General features: G+C 63.2%; 18 protein-coding genes. 7 read left to right on the forward strand and 11 right to left on the reverse strand.

What is annotated here, in order from left to right:
- Positions 1–2: 2 nt before the first annotated feature.
- The 9 genes from LMQ14_RS11705 to LMQ14_RS11745 all read right to left on the reverse strand — a co-directional run bounded on the left by LMQ14_RS11705 (position 3) and on the right by LMQ14_RS11745 (position 7,431).
- Complete coding sequence (locus tag LMQ14_RS11705) at positions 3–419, reverse strand: hypothetical protein (RefSeq protein WP_267734878.1); 417 nt, start codon at positions 417–419, stop codon at positions 3–5.
- Positions 416–1,651 carry a cytochrome P450 gene (locus tag LMQ14_RS11710; RefSeq protein WP_267734879.1) on the reverse strand — a complete coding sequence of 412 codons (1,236 nt, stop codon included), beginning with the start codon at positions 1,649–1,651 and terminating at the stop codon, positions 416–418. The genes LMQ14_RS11705 and LMQ14_RS11710 overlap by 4 nt, the downstream gene beginning before the upstream one ends.
- Positions 1,652–1,663: 12 nt before the next feature.
- Positions 1,664–2,716 carry a dihydrodipicolinate reductase gene (locus LMQ14_RS11715; RefSeq protein ID WP_267734880.1) on the reverse strand — a complete coding sequence of 351 codons (1,053 nt, stop codon included), beginning with the start codon at positions 2,714–2,716 and terminating at the stop codon, positions 1,664–1,666.
- Complete coding sequence (locus LMQ14_RS11720) at positions 2,713–3,153, reverse strand: hypothetical protein (protein WP_267734881.1); 441 nt, start codon at positions 3,151–3,153, stop codon at positions 2,713–2,715. Before LMQ14_RS11720 ends, LMQ14_RS11715 begins: the two co-directional genes overlap by 4 nt.
- Positions 3,154–3,174: 21 nt before the next feature.
- On the reverse strand, positions 3,175–3,906 hold the full coding sequence (locus LMQ14_RS11725) for a hypothetical protein (RefSeq protein WP_420714637.1): 732 nt from the start codon (positions 3,904–3,906) through the stop codon (positions 3,175–3,177).
- Positions 3,903–4,031: a hypothetical protein gene (locus LMQ14_RS11730; protein ID WP_267734882.1), complete on the reverse strand. Its 129-nt coding sequence runs from the start codon at positions 4,029–4,031 to the stop codon at positions 3,903–3,905. Before LMQ14_RS11730 ends, LMQ14_RS11725 begins: the two co-directional genes overlap by 4 nt.
- Before the next feature lie 37 nt (positions 4,032–4,068).
- Complete coding sequence (locus LMQ14_RS11735; RefSeq protein ID WP_267734883.1) at positions 4,069–4,863, reverse strand: CbbQ/NirQ/NorQ/GpvN family protein; 795 nt, start codon at positions 4,861–4,863, stop codon at positions 4,069–4,071.
- 31 nt (positions 4,864–4,894) lie between these two features.
- Positions 4,895–6,424, reverse strand: coding sequence for a nitric oxide reductase activation protein NorD (locus LMQ14_RS11740; RefSeq protein ID WP_267734884.1), 1,530 nt, complete (start codon positions 6,422–6,424; stop codon positions 4,895–4,897).
- 260 nt (positions 6,425–6,684) lie between these two features.
- Positions 6,685–7,431 (reverse strand): hypothetical protein, encoded by a 747-nt coding sequence (locus LMQ14_RS11745; protein ID WP_420714638.1) that lies wholly within the window; start codon positions 7,429–7,431, stop codon positions 6,685–6,687.
- A gap of 267 nt (positions 7,432–7,698) precedes the next feature.
- On the opposite strand from LMQ14_RS11745, the gene LMQ14_RS11750 reads away from it, so the two are divergent.
- Positions 7,699–8,826 (forward strand): dihydrodipicolinate reductase, encoded by a 1,128-nt coding sequence (locus LMQ14_RS11750; protein WP_420714639.1) that lies wholly within the window; start codon positions 7,699–7,701, stop codon positions 8,824–8,826.
- A gap of 7 nt (positions 8,827–8,833) precedes the next feature.
- Here the strand turns inward: LMQ14_RS11750 and LMQ14_RS11755 are convergent, their stop codons facing one another.
- Positions 8,834–9,433 carry a TetR/AcrR family transcriptional regulator gene (locus LMQ14_RS11755; RefSeq protein WP_267734885.1) on the reverse strand — a complete coding sequence of 200 codons (600 nt, stop codon included), beginning with the start codon at positions 9,431–9,433 and terminating at the stop codon, positions 8,834–8,836.
- Between the two features lie 210 nt (positions 9,434–9,643).
- Here LMQ14_RS11755 and LMQ14_RS11760 point away from each other — a divergent pair, with 210 nt between their 5' ends.
- From LMQ14_RS11760 to LMQ14_RS11770, 3 genes are all read left to right on the forward strand, one after another.
- Positions 9,644–10,432, forward strand: a complete 789-nt coding sequence (locus tag LMQ14_RS11760; RefSeq protein WP_267734886.1) for an SDR family NAD(P)-dependent oxidoreductase — start codon at positions 9,644–9,646, stop codon at positions 10,430–10,432.
- 54 nt (positions 10,433–10,486) lie between these two features.
- Positions 10,487–11,569 (forward strand): dihydrodipicolinate reductase, encoded by a 1,083-nt coding sequence (locus LMQ14_RS11765; protein WP_267734887.1) that lies wholly within the window; start codon positions 10,487–10,489, stop codon positions 11,567–11,569.
- 79 nt (positions 11,570–11,648) lie between these two features.
- On the forward strand, positions 11,649–12,401 hold the full coding sequence (locus LMQ14_RS11770; RefSeq protein WP_420714640.1) for a mycofactocin-coupled SDR family oxidoreductase: 753 nt from the start codon (positions 11,649–11,651) through the stop codon (positions 12,399–12,401).
- Positions 12,402–12,406: 5 nt separating this feature from the next.
- Here LMQ14_RS11770 and LMQ14_RS11775 read toward each other — a convergent pair whose 3' ends face one another.
- On the reverse strand, positions 12,407–13,033 hold the full coding sequence (locus tag LMQ14_RS11775; RefSeq protein WP_267734889.1) for a TetR/AcrR family transcriptional regulator: 627 nt from the start codon (positions 13,031–13,033) through the stop codon (positions 12,407–12,409).
- 93 nt (positions 13,034–13,126) lie between these two features.
- On the opposite strand from LMQ14_RS11775, the gene LMQ14_RS11780 reads away from it, so the two are divergent.
- The 3 genes from LMQ14_RS11780 to LMQ14_RS11790 are packed head-to-tail and all read left to right on the forward strand — an operon-like array spanning position 13,127 to position 16,578.
- Positions 13,127–14,350 carry a cytochrome P450 gene (locus LMQ14_RS11780; protein ID WP_267734890.1) on the forward strand — a complete coding sequence of 408 codons (1,224 nt, stop codon included), beginning with the start codon at positions 13,127–13,129 and terminating at the stop codon, positions 14,348–14,350.
- 49 nt (positions 14,351–14,399) lie between these two features.
- Positions 14,400–15,611, forward strand: a complete 1,212-nt coding sequence (locus LMQ14_RS11785; RefSeq protein ID WP_267735468.1) for a cytochrome P450 — start codon at positions 14,400–14,402, stop codon at positions 15,609–15,611.
- Positions 15,612–15,618: 7 nt separating this feature from the next.
- Positions 15,619–16,578 carry an SDR family NAD(P)-dependent oxidoreductase gene (locus tag LMQ14_RS11790; RefSeq protein WP_267734891.1) on the forward strand — a complete coding sequence of 320 codons (960 nt, stop codon included), beginning with the start codon at positions 15,619–15,621 and terminating at the stop codon, positions 16,576–16,578.

The raw sequence follows: 16,578 nt of genomic DNA on the forward strand, positions 1-16,578 counted from the left end.
GCTCACGGCAGGTTGGTAGACAGGAAAGTCAGCGGTAAGCCGACCACCGACAGATCGACTTCCTCGAGATAGTTACCGTCGCCGGAGAAGCCTTGCCGGAAGCGGGTGGTCGAGCCGTACCGTTGGGCAATGCTCTCGGCTTCCGACGCTCCGGGAACCTGGACCACTACCGTGTAAACACCGTCACCATGTCTCGCCAGGAATTCGCGCACCGAAGTCGCCACCGTCGCAGTGGATTCCGTGTTCGGACTGATCAGCTCGATGCCCCGATTCCAGTCCAGCAGTACCCGAAGCCCGAGTTCGTCCAAGGCGATGTCCTCGAAGCTAAAGCCCAGCTCCCGGAACAGGTCTCCCACGGTGTCGTGCCGTTCACGCGCGACCGCGAAGACGACGTGATGCAACCGCGATGAGTCGCTCATCGTCGCGGGCCGAACTCTATTGGCAGACTTGTCGGTCCGCTCATGCCAAGCATCGGTTTCCACGGGGCAGGTCCGACGCGGCGGGCGTCGGGCATGCGCCGCGCCAAGATCTTCAGCCCTTCGGCCAGCTCGAGTCTGGCCAGGTTCGCGCCGAGGCAGTAGTGCACGCCACCGCCGAAGGTCAACACCGCCGGCGCACCCTCGCGGGTGATGTCGAAGCGATCGGGATCCTGGTAGATTGCGGGATCGCGGTTTGCCGCAAAGGAATTCACAAAGATATACGTGCCACTCGGGAAGCTGAATCCGCCCAACTCGACGTCCTCGGTCACGGTGCGGACGGTGTTGCACACGGCGGGCGAGTGGCGCATGCTTTCCTCGACCGCCGACATGGCCAGTTCCGGGTGATCGCGTAGCAACGCCCATTGCTCCGGGTGGTCGAGCAACACCTGCGTGGATGCGGCCAGCTGATTGCGGGTGGTATCCGTTCCCGCGAGCAGCAAACCGGCCACCGTCAACCGCAGTTCGTCGGCGTTGAGCCGGTCGCCGTCGTCCTCGGCCCTAATGAGATTGGAGAGCAGGTCGTCGGTCAAATGGTGGCGTCGGTCGGCGACCATCTCATCGACGTAGGCGTCCATTTCGGCCCAGCCGCGAAGGACGGCCGGCATTTCGTCGACGAGATTGACCGAGAAGTTGACCATCTTGAAGATCTCTTCGGCCCATCGGTCGAAATGCGTCCAATCCGCGCGCGGGGCACCGAGAAGGGCGCAGATGACGGGAATGGGATAGTGCCGGGCGATATCGGTGACGATGTCACAGCGGCCCGCGGCGGCAACGTCGTCGATCAGCTCGTTGATCACTTCGCCGATCGTTTCGTCCAGGCCCGCGATGGCCCGCGGCGTGAATGCCCGTGATACCAGGCTTCGCAGCCGATGGTGTTCGGCGCCTTCCGCGCAGATGATGCTCCCGACGACCCTGTCCCAGAGCGGCCCCGACGTCACGCCTTGTGCGCTCAGGTGAAGACCCGGCGGGATGATGAATCGGGTGTCGCGCAGAATATTTCGGGCGAGATCGTAAGAGAGCACTTCGGGACCGAACGGCCCGATGGCGATCGGCGCCCGTTGCTGTGCCGCCCGAATCCGGTCGCAGACCGCGTGCGGCGATTCGGTGACGTCATACTCGAGCGCCGGAAGTCCTGCCTCGAAGATGCTGGGCGCACCGGTGGTGGCGGTCATGTGCACGTCCTTTCAGTTGCGCGCCAGCACTCCGCGCGGAAGCAGCAGGGGCAGGTCGTTGTAGGTGGCGATGCCGGGCGGCGCGGCGACGACAGCCGGTATCGCGGTGATGGCCGGCATGGCGGTGATGGTCAAGCCGAGCATGATGTAGTCGTCGATCGATTCGCCGTGAAAGTCCGGCGGGGGCTCGAAACTCAGCGTGCTCTTGATCGTTGGGCGGCCCTGGACCGTGACGGTGTAACCGAAACTCGTCGACCAGGCCGGGTCCAGGGATTGGCCTTTGGTCCACACGCCGCGAACCTCGACCACCTCACGCCCGGCGAAAATTCCCTTCCACCGGACGTCGATGCCCGCGACGCAGCCCTGCTTGATGGTCCAGTCACCGGGCAACAGCAGATCCTCTGTGGTGTGCGCATATTCGGATTCGCACCGGATGTCGTCGAGTTGGACTCCGAGAGCATCGGCGATCACGAGGACCGCCTCGCGGAAGATGCCCGATCCCTTCTCGGTGATCGTGTGCAGGTCGGGCTGGTCGATCGGATAGCCGAAACCCATCGGTATCTCCGTCGCCGGGGAGTTGTAGATGGTGGTGTCGAAGGATTCGACGATGGAGATTCGGTCCACCCGATCGGAGATGCCGGCCGTGACGATCGCGAAGAGCTGGATGAAACCCGGGTTGATGCCGCTACCGAAGATGGTCGAACCGCCGCGCGCACACGCTTCGGTGATCCGTTCCCGGTCAGGGCCCAGTTGGTGCCCGGTGATGAACTCCGATGTGGTCACGATGTTGATCCCCGCTCCGAGAATGCGGGTCACTTCATCGACATCGGCGAACATCGGGTTGTAGACAGCACAATCGGGCTTCAGGTTCAGCAGCGCCTCGACGTCGTCGGTTGCCCGCACCCCCATGGGTTCGATGCCGCACAGCTCACCGACGTCACGGCCGACCTTGTCCGGAGACCACGCGTAGCAGCCGACGAGCTCCAACAACGAATTCTCGGTGATCGCGTGCACCGACTTCTTGCCGACATTGCCTGTCGTCCACTGAACGACGCGGTACGTCAAGGGTGCGACCCGGCCTGCTGTTGAGCGGCCTGGCGAGCCAGCCGATCGTTGTGGATCCTGACGAGTTCGCGGAATCCGAGCCGGTGGTACTTGGGTATCGGCTGAATACCCCACACGTCCTGAGCGGTGGCCTTACCCTCGGCGCCCTCGGGCGGTCCGAACGGCGGGTAGGGGTACTTGCACTCCAGACTGTCGTTGGAGTAGCGAATCTTCAGCAGCTCGCTGCAGATCTCGGTCAGGCTCAGCGTCGGGTAGCCGTAGTACACCGCCATGAACGGCAATGTGAAGGCGCCTTCGATCACGAGTGCCACCAGGCAGACCAAGACGGCCCGCTTGATCCATTTGTGCATGCGTGCGTAGTAGGGCGTGGTGCCCGGCTCGAGATTCTCGGAATCTTTGGTCGGTTCTTTTTCGTCGGTAGCTGACTCTGCGGTCATGACAATGCTCCTTAAACCTGTTCAGTCGGAGAAGATTTCGCGGTTGACCGTGTGCAGGTACGGAATCGCGAGGAATGGAGTGATGTAGAAGATGTCATAGAGCCACCAGCCGATGACCGGAAACACGACGCCCGCGTAGCGCACGTCGGCGAACATCGTCATGTTGAACACGTAGGCGGACCAGATCACCACGCCCATCCAGCAGGTGACGACCATCCACTGATGGCCCCACCGCTTCATCTGCAGGAATCCGATCGCCGCGGCCACCCGCATCGAGAACACCGTGAGGATAAGCCCTGCCACATAAGCCTTTTCGCCCGGACCCGCGGCCCCACCGATCCAGAGCTCGTTGTAATGCCAGAAGTAGCCGGCGTCGAACATGTTGCCCCAGCCGACCATCAACACCCGGTTGATCAACGTGTGGTTGGCAACCAGGTCCAGGGCCCAGCCCAGGCTGTTGAGCATGCCGTCGATCAGGGTCAGATAGCCGATCAGGGTCACGATCATCGGCCGAACCGACAGGCCGGCGCGCAGGGCCTGGCGCTGCAGCCACACGCCGCGCATGAAGATGGGAAACCCGATCAGGCCCGGAGCCCACATGCCCATCAAGGCGGCGCCGACGATCATCCACTTGTCGGCACGACGCTGAGCCAGCCGGGATTCGTCGTGGTGATCCTCCAGGCTGACCGAGCTGCCCGTCGGAGCAGCGACGGATCCGTTGTCCGAAAGACGATTGCGCAGCGGCAGATTCACAGGTCCCACCACCCGCGCGCAAAGGACATGTACAGCTGGACTCCGAACATCACCAGGAGGTAGCCGTATATGACGATTTGGAAGACGATCAGCGCCCTCTTGCGCTTCTGCTCCTGCTGGTTCATGGCGAGTTATTCCTTTCTCGGGGCTTCACGGGCCGTGCTAAGGCGAGGTGTTCGAAGTGGCCAGCCTGGCTGCCGCAACTTCGCGGAGCCCGTCATTGATGGCGCCATCGCTGCTCAGCGGGGCCAGGATGCAGGCTTGGGCGGCTTCCAATTCGCCTGCGCCCGCGGCGATCAACTGCGCCGCGGTCACCAACACCCGGGTGGACGGCGGCTCGAAGTGAAACGCCTCGTCCGCGGTGCGGATAGCGAGAGCGCACTGCACCAGCCGCATGGCCGTCGCCATTTCTACGCCGGCCTCGGCGACGATCACCTCCGCCTCGCGGTCGGCGGGCAGATAATTCATGCCCAGCGTGACGAATCGCTGCCGGAAAGAGGGTTTGAGTTCCTTGAGCGAGCTGCGGTATGCGGGGTTGTAGGAGCACACCAGCATGAATGTCTCTGGCGCCCTGACTACTTCGTCGGCCCGGTCGAGATACAGGGCGCGCCGGTGATCGGTCAGCGAATGAAGGATCGCCAACGAGTCGTGGCGGGCCTCCACGACCTCGTCCAGGTAGCAGATCGCGCCGGCTTTCACCGCTCGGGTGAGCGGCCCGTCGGTCCACACGACGTCACCACCGGTCACCATGAATCGGCCGACGAGATCCGAGCTGGTGAGGTCGTCGTGGCAGCTGATGGTGACCACTGGCCGTCGCAACAGCACGCCCATGTGCTCAACGAACCTGGTCTTGCCGCACCCCGTCGGACCGGTGAGCATCACCGGCAAGCGCCGCTGAAATGCCAATTCGAAAAGCTGAATCTCGTTGCCGTTCGCGAAATACGTGTCGGTGCTCATCGGTTCTCCTCTCGTGGGGCGCTGGCTGGGATCATGCGGCGACCAGCTCACGATGCACGTGGGCCAGCACCCGAGGGAGTTCCTCGATTCGTCGAATGCGCTGGGACCGGCGAGGTCCGAAGACTTCCGGGAGGGGGTCGACCCGCGTAGGTCCGACGCCGACGTAGTACATCGACACGCCCGCGTCGTTCGCCTCCTCGACGGCGTGCGCGGCATCCGCCCAGGCGTAGCGGCCCTCGTAACCTTCATCGGAGATCAGCCCGTCACCGATGACGATCAGCAGCCGCCGCTCGGACGGCTGCGCGAGGAGCCGGCTGGTCAGATGGCGAAGTGGGGCACCCAGCCGCGTGTACCCGCCGGTCTGAAGCCCGAGCGCACTCGGCCGCACAAAGCGACGGTCTTCGAAGTCCTTGAGGCAGCGGACTTCGACTCGGTGACGGGTGTTTCCGGTGAACACGAAGATGCCATGGCGCTCGCGGGCGCGGTTCATCGCGCGCGAAAGTGCATCGGCACAATCCAATTCCAGCCGGAAGATGCGGCCGCCGTGCACTCCCAGCGAGGAACTCCCGTCCAGCAGCAGGGCGGTGGTGACGTCTCGGCTGCCGGGCAGCAGGTCACGGAAAATACGTGGTTGGCGCGCCTGGCCGGTCACGGTATCGATGTAGTGCCGGACGTATTGTTCGACATCGAGATCGGAGCCGTCTTCGAGGCGATTCTTCATCGCGCGATGAGTGTGTTCTTCAAACCATTTCCGAAGGTCGGCGGGGATGGAGCCGGGTTGGCGAGCGTGGCCGGTGTGTGCACGCTCCAGAACCGCGACGTGGTCTCGCAGGAAACTCTTTGTCCACGAGTTCCATTCGGGATACGGAATTCCGGGCCGGTGATCCGGTGTGATGTCGAGGTCGTTGTCCTGCGGGCGGCTCGGCGGCGGCAGGTTCGGATTGCGGACGCCGCCGTCGCCGCCGACGGCGACCGAGTACGGCCGCGGAAGACGCTTTTGCGTTGTGGTCCAGGGCATCCGGCCGAAGCTGCGTCGCAATTTGTCGGTCAACCCCTGCGGCACGGTGTAGGCCAGCGGCAAGTCGCCCAGCAGCGCAGGAACGGTCAACGCCTGCCCCGTGGCCGCCAACGCAAGTGCGCGGTTGAGCATCTCCTGGGCAGCCATGTCACCGTCTTCGGCATGCATCTGCGGTAGTGCGCGGCGCATCTCGGGCAGCAGCCCCGGCCAACGCGACGCCATCCAGCCCAGGGCGACATTGGCTTCGACGAGGGTGAGTGCGCACAGTTCGCGGGTGGACAGCTCGTTCAGCCGATACTCGGTAATGCGCTCTTTGGATGGCGAACATTGCAGGGCCACGCCGCATGTCAGTGTCCTGCGGGTCCAATCGGGCAGTGCGGGGTAGGGGACGTGAACGAAGGTAAGCGCCGCATTGAGCCCAAACCCGCGCCGGCTACCCGTAACGAGCCGGGCGCCTTCGCGGCGTTGCTCACTGAGCGCGACCGCCGTCACGGCGCAACTTTTCTCCAGCGCCATGGTGTGGGCATCGGGGCTGTCAGTCATCGGCGCAACCCCACGAATTTCGGGCCCGCGGGCGCGCTCAGAACGTGCCGATGTTGGAGAAGAGCCAGTACCAGAACCAGATGATCAGGCCGGTGCCGCCCCACGCGGCGACGTAGCGCAGGATCTCCCAGACATAACCCATGATTTAACCTCCTCGGTGATGCATTCCGACCCGACTGATGCGTGAATTCGACTGGCGGTGAAGACATCCGGTTTGCAGCCCCCGGAAGGTGCACGGTGATGGCGGTCATCAGAGGCTTTCAGTCGGAGAAGAGCTCGCGGTTGACGGTGTGCAGATAGGGGATCGCCAAGAAGGGCGTGATGTAGAAGATGTCGTAGAGCCACCAGCCGACCACCGGCAACACGACTCCGGCAAAGCGCACGTCGGCGAACATGGTCATGTTGAACACGTAGGTAATCCAGATCACCACGCCCATCCAGCAGGTGACGACCATCCACTGATGACCCCAGCGCTTCATCTGCAGGAAGCCGATGGCAGCGGCGATGCGCATCGTGAAGACGGTCAGGATGAGACCGACCTCCATGGCCTTTTCGCCGGGGCCGGCCGCGCCGCCGACCCACAGCTCGTTGTAGTGCCAGAAATAGCCGGCATCGAACATGTTGCCCCAGCCGTTTAACAGCACGCGGGCCAGAATCGTGTGATTCGCCACCAGGTCGAGCGCCCATCCCACGGTATTGATCGCCGCGTCGATGATGACCAGATAGCCGAGCAACGTGACCAGCATCGGCCGAACCGACAGCCCGTCGTGCTGCGCGCGGCGCAGCAACTGCACACCCCGCAGGAACAGCGGCAGTCCGAAGACGCCCAGGGCCGCGGTGCCGATCAGAAGGCTGCCGGAGATCAGCAATTTATCGGCTCGGCGCTGCGCGAGCGCCGATTGCTCCAGGTGCTCGTCGAAACTCAGCCCCGGTGGGGCAGAGCCGCTCTCGCCGACGGCCGTGGCATTACCGCCCCCATCGCGCTGGTGCAGCTTCGGCAGGTTCACGAACCCTCCGCGTCGTCGAGGCTGATTGAGTACGTTCGTGGACTATAGCACTGACTGAAGTCAGCAATGTAGCCATCCTGGCTAAGTCGATCATGACTGGACTTGGGCTTACGTTAGCCGGATTGACCCTGATATTGCGCCTGTCCCGGGCCACGTATTCCGGTAAACGGCTGACAGAAGTCAGCTGTTAGGCGTTGACACATTGTTGGAGAAATGCCTACGCTCAGCGAGCGCACGGCCGCTGTCGGTGCATCCAAAGGAGTAGCAATGACGCTCACCCAAGAGAAGGCAGTGACTCGAAAGTCGCCGGCCGACCGGAAGTATCGCGTAATCCAATGGGGCGTAGGCAATGTCGGGACGGTAGCGCTGCGCCATTTCGCCCACAACCCGGCCTACGAGTTGGTCGGAGTGCTCTGTAATCGTCCGGAGAAGGTCGGCAAGGATGCGGGCGAGCTCTGTGGCAAACCGCCGACCGGTGTGCTTGCGACCAACGACAAGTCGGCCATCGAGGCTCTTGATGCCGACTGCGTGTTCTACGCGCCGCTGTGGTCGGATCCCGATGAGGTCTGCCGCCTGCTGCGCGGTGGGAAGAACGTGGTCGCTTCGGGAGGTGCGTGGTGGTACCGAACCGAGCACAGTCAGGCGGATATCGACAAGATCCACGCCGCGTGCCTGGAGGGCGGGACGTCATTTCACGCGGGTGGTGTCAATCCCGGTTTCGCGGGCGACCTGCTTGTTCTGACGCTGGCCCGAATCGTCAGTCAGATCGACACCATCCACATCTACGAAGTCGTGAATTTCGGCAGGGACACCCTGAAGTACTTGCACGAGATGGGGATGGGGAGCGATCCCGCCGGATTCGAGGACGGCCCGAACCTGCTGGGCCAGGCTTGGCCTCTCTTCGCCCAGTCGATGGCAATGATCGTGGAAGGCATGGGCAAGACCGTCGATAAGTACACGACTGAGGTGGAGCTTGGCGTTGCCACGCGTGACATCCCCTTCGAGGGCGGTGAGACCAGCGACATGCCGGGCTTCAAGGGCGTGATCGAAAAGGACACGGTCGCGCGCCAGCATCACAAATGGTCAGCGTGGGTGGACGGCAAGCCGCTCATCGTCTTTCACGAGATCTACACGATGGACACGTTCGATGCCATTGAGCCACAAGAAGATTGGCCGCAGCACTACCACTACCGCATTGTGATCGAAGGCGACTCGTCCACCGAGCTGATCCTGCAAGGGGCACAGGACCCCAACGGTGGCTACGCGCTGCCCGGCTACACCTGGACCGCGATGGGCCCCGCGAATGCGATTCCCGCTGTCTGCGATGCGGCGCCGGGGTTCATGTCGCACAACGAACTCGGACTCATGCCGCTGCGCGGCGTGATACGCCCCTGACCCCCGGTTACGGCCGAAGACTGCGCAACGTCCTCGCGACGTAGTCTTCCAGCAGGGTGTGGCCGGTCGGCCAGTGGTTTGTGGTGATCAAGAGGGCGTACAGGCCGAGCAAGAAGAACACCGCGCTGTTCATCGGATTAACGTGTGCATCCGTCTCGCCGCGTTCTTGCGCACGCGCGATCTCCTGGGCTACCAACACGATCAAGGGGTGATCCCTGCCGTCTTCGGTTTGCGGACGGGTTTGCGAGAAGTGCAGTGCGAGAAAGTCATTGAAGAGCAGATCGCCGAGTCGGCGCTCCAATCCGACCACCAGGCGGACCGCCTCATTCAACGCCGAAACCAGATCGTGCTTGGACTTCAAGAATTGCGCGAACTGCTTGGCAATACGTTCTTCTTCCCGGTGTTCCAGCTCGAGCAGCACGTGCTCCTTGGTGGGGAAGTGGAAGAAGAAGGTCCCGTGTGCGACGCCCGCGGCGGCCACGATCGCACTGACGTCGGCCTCGGCCATTCCGGCGCGGGCGAACTCCGCGATCGAGGCGCCCATCAAGCGCTCTCGCGTCTGCAAGCGCTTGGCCTCTCGGGCAGACACCCGATCCGTGACAGCCATTTCTTTCCTCACAATTGACCTGACTCATATAAGAGTGTCGAGGCGAACCACCCCATTATGCCGTGTTCGAGCCAAAAAGGCTTGCATAACTTGGCCATTGTCGCGCCATCCGCATCGCCACCGACAGTCATCCTCGGTATTCATTGACTTTAGTCAGCAAGGTTCATAGATTGAACCCGCAGACGTCACACACGATCGAAGGAGCTCGGCATGGCGTTGGAGCAGTTCCGGCTGGATGGACAGGTCGCGATCGTCACGGGTGCGGGCAAGGGTGTCGGGGCGGGCATCGCCCGGGTGTTGGCGGAGGCCGGGGCCACGGTCGTCGGAACCGCGCGCACCGAGGCGGATATCGTTGGCACGATTGAAGGTATCGAGGCCGCGGGCGGCAAGGGGCTGGCACTCGTCGCGGACGCGATCAGTCGTCCAGACGGAGAGCGCGTCGTGAACACGGCCGTCGAGCGGTTCGGCCGCATCGACATTCTCGTCAACAACGTCGGCGGCTCCACCTATGCGCGGTTCCTGGACATCACCGACGAAGACTTCCGGCACACCTTCGACTGGTGTGTGACGTCGGCCTTCATCATGAGTCAGCTCGCGGCCCCGCACATGCTCAGCGCCGGGCACGGTTCCATCATCAACATCTCGTCGGGCTCCGCCCGATTCGGCATCCGGGCGCTGACCGCCTACTGCGTCGCGAAGGGCGGCCTCGAAGCGCTCACTCGCGCGATGGCACAGGAACTCGCCCCGAAGATTCGCGTCAACGCCATCGCCCTGGGATCCTTCGCCACCGACGGGCTGAAGGGCAGCCTGGATCTGATGCCCGGGTCGCTGGAGAAGATGCAAGAGTCCACGCCGCTGCATCGCCTGGGCGATGTCGAGGACCTCGGGCGGCTCGCGGTGTATCTATCCACGCGCGACTGCTACGCGACCAACGCGACTTTCCACGTGGACGGTGGCATCGACTCGAACAATTCGCCACTGCCGATTCCCGACTATTAAGCCCGTCGGGTGCCGAAAGCGATACAGTATCGACCACGGGAAGGTGAGGTAGCAGTGCGCAGAGTCATTCAATTCTCCACCGGAAACGTGGGCAAGCATTCGCTCCGGGCGATCATCGGCCGGTCGGACCTAGAACTGGTCGGTGTGCACGCCGCTAGCGCTGAGAAGATCGGCAAGGACGCGGCGCAGCTGTGCGGACTCGACGCACCGACCGGCATCGTCGCCACCGACGACATCGACGCGCTGGTGAGCCTCGGCGCCGACTGCGTGGTTTACACGTCACAGGGCGAGACGCGGCCGATGGAAGCGATCGAGCAGATGTCCAAGTTCCTGGCCGCGGGCACCAACGTCGTCGGCACGTCGATGGTCTGGCTGGTCACGCCGCACCACGCCGAAGACTGGTTGCGCGAGCCCCTGCAGCGCGCCTGCGCCGCCGGCAACACCTCGCTCTACGTCAACGGCATCGACCCCGGCTTCTCCGGCGATACGCTGGTGCACTCGGCGGTCAGCCTGACTACTCGGGTGGATTCGATCACCGTCCAGGAGATCTTCGACTACGGTAACTACGATGATGCCGAGTTCACCGGCGCTGCAATGGGTTTCGGATCAACCGAAGACGATGATTCGCCGATGATGTTTCTGCCCGGGGTGATCGTGTCGATGTGGGGCGGTCAGGTCCGCAGTCTGGCGGATCATCTCGACATCAAACTCGACGAGGTTCGCCAGCGCATCGAACCCTGGTACACGCCCGAACGAATCGAGTGCACGATGATGACGGTGGAGCCGGGCCAGATGGGCGCGGTGCGTTTTGCCACCGAGGGCGTGCGCGACGGCAAACCGGTGATCACCCTCGAGCACGTCACCAGGCTCACCACCGCCGCGGCGCCCGACTGGGAGTTCCCGCCCGAGGGGCACACCGGCGTGCATCGGGTCGTCGTCGAGGGCGAACCGCGGGTGGAAATCAACACCCACGTTTCCCATCCTCTTTACGATTCCACTGATGCCGGCTGCATCTCGACGGCCGGTCGTGCCGTCAATGCGATCGAGTGGGTGTGTCGCGCGCCGCAGGGACTTGTCGCGGTGGAGGACATTCCGCTGTCCGCAACGATGCGCGGTGCAATGTGGAGTGAGCACTAGCCGGCTCCGAGGCATGACGACATCATCGCCGGGACGCGTTGCCGGTAAACGGATACTGATTACGGGTGCTGCTCGCGGTATGGGGCGCAGTCATGCGCTGCGGCTTGCGCAGGAGGGTGCGGATCTCATCCTGGTCGATATCTGCCGATCCTTGCCGCAGCTTGAGTATCCCTTGGCCACCGAGGACGATCTGGCCGAAACGGTAAGACTGGTAGAAGATTTCGGCCGTCGCTGCGTTGTTCGCGTGGTCGATGTTCGCGACGAGGAGCAACTGCGTAAGGCGGTCGACGACGGCGTAACTGAGCTGGGGGGCCTCGACGGGGCGGTGGCGAACGCCGGTGTGTTAACGGTGGCGCCTTGGGACAGGACAACTGCCGATCAGTGGCGCACGGTGGTCGATGTCAATCTCATCGGGGTGTGGAACACCTGCGCGGCCGCGATACCCCACGTGCTCCACCAGGGGGGAGGCAGCCTGGTGAATATCAGCTCTGCGGGAGCGATCAAAGGCTTTCCGCTGCAGACGCCCTACACGGCGGCCAAGCACGGCGTCGTCGGCCTGACGCTGGCCCTGGCGAATGAGCTTGCGGCACAGAATGTGCGGGTCAACACCGTGCTTCCCACCGGTGTGCCGACCGGGATGGTTCCGCCGTCATTCGGTGCGCTGCTGGGTGAGCAACGGTCCGACCTGATTCCCATCTTCGTCAATGCGATGCCCACGCCGGCCGTGCAGCCCGCCGACGTCAGCAGCGCCGTGCTGTACCTGCTATCCGACGAATCCCGATATGTGACGGGTCTGGAGTTCAAGGTCGACGCCGGGGTGACCATCAACTAACGCGCTTACAGCGGCCACCGGTTCGGCTCGGAGGCCTGAAGAGGAGGCGCGGGAGGCAGCGGCTGTCGATCGCCGGTCGATATCGCGTCCAGAATGAGCGCGAGGTAGCGTCGCCACCCGTCGCTGGTCGCATCCATCGTCGACAGCACGCTGTAAAGCATCCCGATCAATCGCAGCAAGTCTTCGGCAACCAGGTCGGTACGGACGATGCCGGCCTGCTGGCCCCGGCGGACCAGCTCGTTGAGCGCTTCCAGCAGCGAGTCGGAGATATCGGCGGTCAGTGATCCGGCCCGCTGCGCCGCGATCAGTAGGTTCTGCTCCCGGGCGCCGAGGGAGATGGCCGTCTCGATGAGTTGGGTGAGGCCACGCAGTGCGTCTTCGCTGCGGCGGGCGCTGTCGATCACCGGCGTGAGGTCCTCGGCGATGCTTTGATCCAGCGCGGCCCGAACCAGATCGGCCTTTGCCGGAAACCTGCGGTACAGGGTGCGCTCACCGACGCCGGCGTGGCGTGCGACCGCTTCCACCGGGGCGTCGGGCCCCAGGTCGGCATAGACTTCCCGCGCCGCGCGCAGGATCCGCTCGACGTTGCGGGCGGCATCCGCTCGCAACGGGCGATCTGCGAGCGCTGTCATCGCAACAGCCTAACTGACAGTTGACTGCCGACAAGGGGGGTTCTAGGCTTGGATAACTGGCAGGCAACTGACACTTAATGGGAAACGCAGGTTATGTCAATATCTTTCGAGACTCCCGAGTCCTACTCTGACGCCGATCTGCCCGTGCTGCCCGTTCCGCGGGCCGCGCAGTGCCCGCTCGCGCCGCCGGCCGAGTTCGTCGACTGGCGCGAACAGCCCGGGTTGCAACGGGCGATGTTCCAGGGCAACCCGATCTGGGTGGTCAGCCGCTACCAGGACATCAGAGCGGCGCTGGTAGATCCGCGCTTGTCCGCGAAGACGATTCCGGACTCCATCATGCCGAAGGACGCCGACAACAAAGTCCCGGTGATGTTCGCACGGACCGATGATCCCGAGCATCAGCGATTGCGGCGCATGATGACCACCAACTTCACCTTCCGGCGTTGCGAATCGATGCGGCCGCAAATCCAGGAGACGGTCGACCACTATCTCGGCCGGATGATCGAGCGCGGCGCGCCGGCCGATCTGGTAATCGAATTCGCCTTACCGGTACCGTCATTGGTGATCGCGCTGCTGCTGGGAGTGCCGCCCGAAGATCTCGCGCTCTTTCAACGCCACACCACCACCGGGCTGGACCAGAGGTCCAACGACGAGCAAAAGGGCCAAGCCTTCGGGGCGATGTATGCCTATATCGAGGAGTTGGTGGAGCGCAAAGCGCGCGAACCGGGCGACGACTTGATCAGCCGGCTCGTCACCGAATACGTGGCGACCGGCCAGCTCGACAATGCCACCACGGCCATGAACGCCGTGATCATGATGCAGGCCGGCCACGAGACCACCGCCAACATGATCTCGTTGGGAACGGTTGCGCTGCTGGAACATCCCGACGTGTTCGAGCGACTCGGGCAGACCGACGATGCTGCCGTCATCGCGAATATCGTCGAGGAGCTGATGCGCTACCTGACTATTGTGCACAGCCAGGTCGATCGGGTGGCCACCGAAGATTTGACGATCGGTGGTCAGCTTATTCGCGCCGGGGAGTACGTCATGATGAACCTTCCCGCCGGTAACTGGGACGCCGATTACGCCGACAATCCCGAAAGCTTCAATGTCGACCGAAACACCCGCGGGCACTTAGCCTTCGGATACGGCGTGCATCAATGCATCGGGGCGAACCTGGCCCGCGTCGAGATGCAGGTCGCGTTCGCCACGCTGGCGCGTCGGCTGCCCGGCCTGAAACTGGCGGTATCGCCGGATGAGTTGCGCTTCAAAGAAGCCAACATCTATGGCATGAAAGAACTTCCGGTCAGTTGGTGACGATGTACTCGTGCTGCAATCCAAGCTCAATGATCGGGAAACGCCGCTGATGTCAACAACTTCCGATCTGAGCTCCGACACCGACCTTCCGGTCATACCCGTACCGCGCGCTGCGCACTGCCCACTGCATCCGCCGGCTGAGTTCGCTAACTGGCGCGAGGAATCCGGACTGCGAAGGGCCATGTACCACGGCCAACCGGCCTGGGTGGTGAGCCGGTACCAAGACATTCGGGCGGCGCTGGTCGACCCGCGTCTGTCCGCCGACACCATCCCCGAATACCTGAGGCAGAAGAACACGGACAACACGCCGGTCATGTTCGCCCGGGTCGACGACCCCGAGCATCATCGGTTGCGGCGCATGCTGACCGGCGACTTCACCTTCCGGCGTTGCGAAGCGATGCGACCCCAGATCCAGGCATTGGTCGACCATCATCTCGACGTGATGATCCGCAACGGGCCGCCCGCGGACCTGGTGCGTGACTTCGCCTTGCCGGTGCCGTCATTGGTGATCGCGCTACTGCTGGGGGTGCCGTCCGAGGATCTCGCGTCATTCCAGCAATACACCGCGGTTGGGCTGGATACGAGGGCATCCGACGACGAAAAGGCACACGCCGGTGCCGCGATGTTTGGCTACCTCCTGGAATTAGTGGGGCGCAAGGAACAAGATCCGGCTGACGACCTGATCGGCCGCTTGGTTGCCGACTACGTCGTGACAGGCCAGCTCACGCGCGAGACGGCGGCCTTTTCCGGGATGACCCTGCTGGTCGCCGGCCACGAGACCAGCGCCAACATGATTTCACTGGGAACGGTTGCGCTGCTGGAACGTCCCGAGATCTTCAAGCTACTCGGCGACACCGACGATCCCGCCGTAGTCGCCAACATCGTCGAAGAGCTGATGCGTTATCTGTCCATCGTGCACAGCCAGGTGGATCGGGTGGCGACCGTGGACTTCGAACTCGGCGGACAGTTGATCCACGCCGGCGACATGGTCCTGATGAATATTCCCGCCGGGAATTGGGATGTCGAGTTCGTCGACAATCCGGAATTCTTCGATGTAGAGCGAAATACTCGCGGTCACTTAGGGTTTGGCTACGGCGTGCATCAATGCATCGGGGCGAATCTCGCTCGCGTCGAAATGCAGTCAGCATTCACCACGTTGGCGAGACGCTTGCCCGGGCTGAGATTGGCGGTAGCTCCGGATGAGCTGAAGTTCAAAGAGGCCGATATCTACGGCATGAAAGAGCTGCCGGTGAGCTGGTGAGGATCCGATGACGAACGATTTGCGATTCGATGAGCAGGTTGCCGTCATCACCGGCGCCGGCGGCGGCCTGGGCAAGCAGTACGCGTTGCTCCTCGCGTCGCGTGGCGCGCGCGTCGTCGTCAACGACATCGGTGGTTCGGTGACCGGCGACGGATCCGACGCCACCACGGCCGACGCCGTCGTCGACGAGATCCGCGAACTGGGCGGTGCGGCCGTCGCCGACAGCCACAGCGTGACGAGTGCCGAAGGGGGACAAGCGATCATCGATGCCGCCGCGAGCACGTGGGGGCGAGTGGACATCGTGATCAACAACGCCGGCATCGTCCGCGACGCACCGTTCGAGGACATGACGGCGGATCGGTTCGAACCGTTGCTGGATGTGCATCTCAGGGGTGCGTTTCACGTGACGAGGCCGGCCTGGAAAGTCATGCGCGAACAGGGATATGGGCGAATCCTCAACACGACCTCGGCCGCCGGAATCCTGGGCAACGCCGGCATGAGCAACTATGGTTCGGCCAAGACCGGGCTGCTCGGCTTTACCCGCGTTCTCGCCGCCGAAGGTGCCGACCACAACATCAAAGTCAATGCCGTCGCGCCGATCGCCTACACCCGGATGCTGACCCACTCGATAGACAGCGCCGGACAGCCGAACGACGAAGCGTCCCAGGCGGTATTGGATGACCTGGTGAACCAATATCTGAAGAAGCTGGATCCCGGGCTGGTAGCTCCGGTGGTCGCCTTCTTGACCCACCGAGATTGCCCGGTGTCGGGCGAGATCTATACCGTTGGCGCAGGGCATGTTTCGCGGTTCTTTATCGGGCGGACGAAGGGCTTCTACAGTCCCGAACTGTCCATCGAGGATGTGCGGGATCACCTCGCCGAGATCCGCGACGAAGCCGGATACACGGTGCCTGGTGGACCTGCCGACGAGATGGCCGAACTCTTCGCCACTCTCATGTCTTCCTGA

Origin of the sequence: Mycobacterium sp. Aquia_213 (genome assembly GCF_026625985.1) — a bacterium.
In the GTDB taxonomy this organism is placed as follows: domain Bacteria; phylum Actinomycetota; class Actinomycetes; order Mycobacteriales; family Mycobacteriaceae; genus Mycobacterium.

What these genes read in the sequence shown, in the direction of transcription:
- LMQ14_RS11705 (WP_267734878.1), bottom strand. Translation starts at nt 419, where the DNA reads ATGAGCGACTCATCGCGGTTGCATCACGTCGTCTTCGCGGTCGCGCGT.
- LMQ14_RS11710 (WP_267734879.1), bottom strand. Translation starts at nt 1,651, where the DNA reads ATGACCGCCACCACCGGTGCGCCCAGCATCTTCGAGGCAGGACTTCCG.
- LMQ14_RS11720 (WP_267734881.1), bottom strand. Translation starts at nt 3,153, where the DNA reads ATGACCGCAGAGTCAGCTACCGACGAAAAAGAACCGACCAAAGATTCC.
- LMQ14_RS11730 (WP_267734882.1), bottom strand. Translation starts at nt 4,031, where the DNA reads ATGAACCAGCAGGAGCAGAAGCGCAAGAGGGCGCTGATCGTCTTCCAA.
- LMQ14_RS11735 (WP_267734883.1), bottom strand. Translation starts at nt 4,863, where the DNA reads ATGAGCACCGACACGTATTTCGCGAACGGCAACGAGATTCAGCTTTTC.
- LMQ14_RS11740 (WP_267734884.1), bottom strand. Translation starts at nt 6,424, where the DNA reads ATGACTGACAGCCCCGATGCCCACACCATGGCGCTGGAGAAAAGTTGC.
- LMQ14_RS11750 (WP_420714639.1), top strand. Translation starts at nt 7,699, where the DNA reads ATGACGCTCACCCAAGAGAAGGCAGTGACTCGAAAGTCGCCGGCCGAC.
- LMQ14_RS11755 (WP_267734885.1), bottom strand. Translation starts at nt 9,433, where the DNA reads ATGGCTGTCACGGATCGGGTGTCTGCCCGAGAGGCCAAGCGCTTGCAG.
- LMQ14_RS11760 (WP_267734886.1), top strand. Translation starts at nt 9,644, where the DNA reads ATGGCGTTGGAGCAGTTCCGGCTGGATGGACAGGTCGCGATCGTCACG.
- LMQ14_RS11770 (WP_420714640.1), top strand. Translation starts at nt 11,649, where the DNA reads ATGGGGCGCAGTCATGCGCTGCGGCTTGCGCAGGAGGGTGCGGATCTC.
- LMQ14_RS11775 (WP_267734889.1), bottom strand. Translation starts at nt 13,033, where the DNA reads ATGACAGCGCTCGCAGATCGCCCGTTGCGAGCGGATGCCGCCCGCAAC.
- LMQ14_RS11780 (WP_267734890.1), top strand. Translation starts at nt 13,127, where the DNA reads ATGTCAATATCTTTCGAGACTCCCGAGTCCTACTCTGACGCCGATCTG.
- LMQ14_RS11785 (WP_267735468.1), top strand. Translation starts at nt 14,400, where the DNA reads ATGTCAACAACTTCCGATCTGAGCTCCGACACCGACCTTCCGGTCATA.
- LMQ14_RS11790 (WP_267734891.1), top strand. Translation starts at nt 15,619, where the DNA reads ATGACGAACGATTTGCGATTCGATGAGCAGGTTGCCGTCATCACCGGC.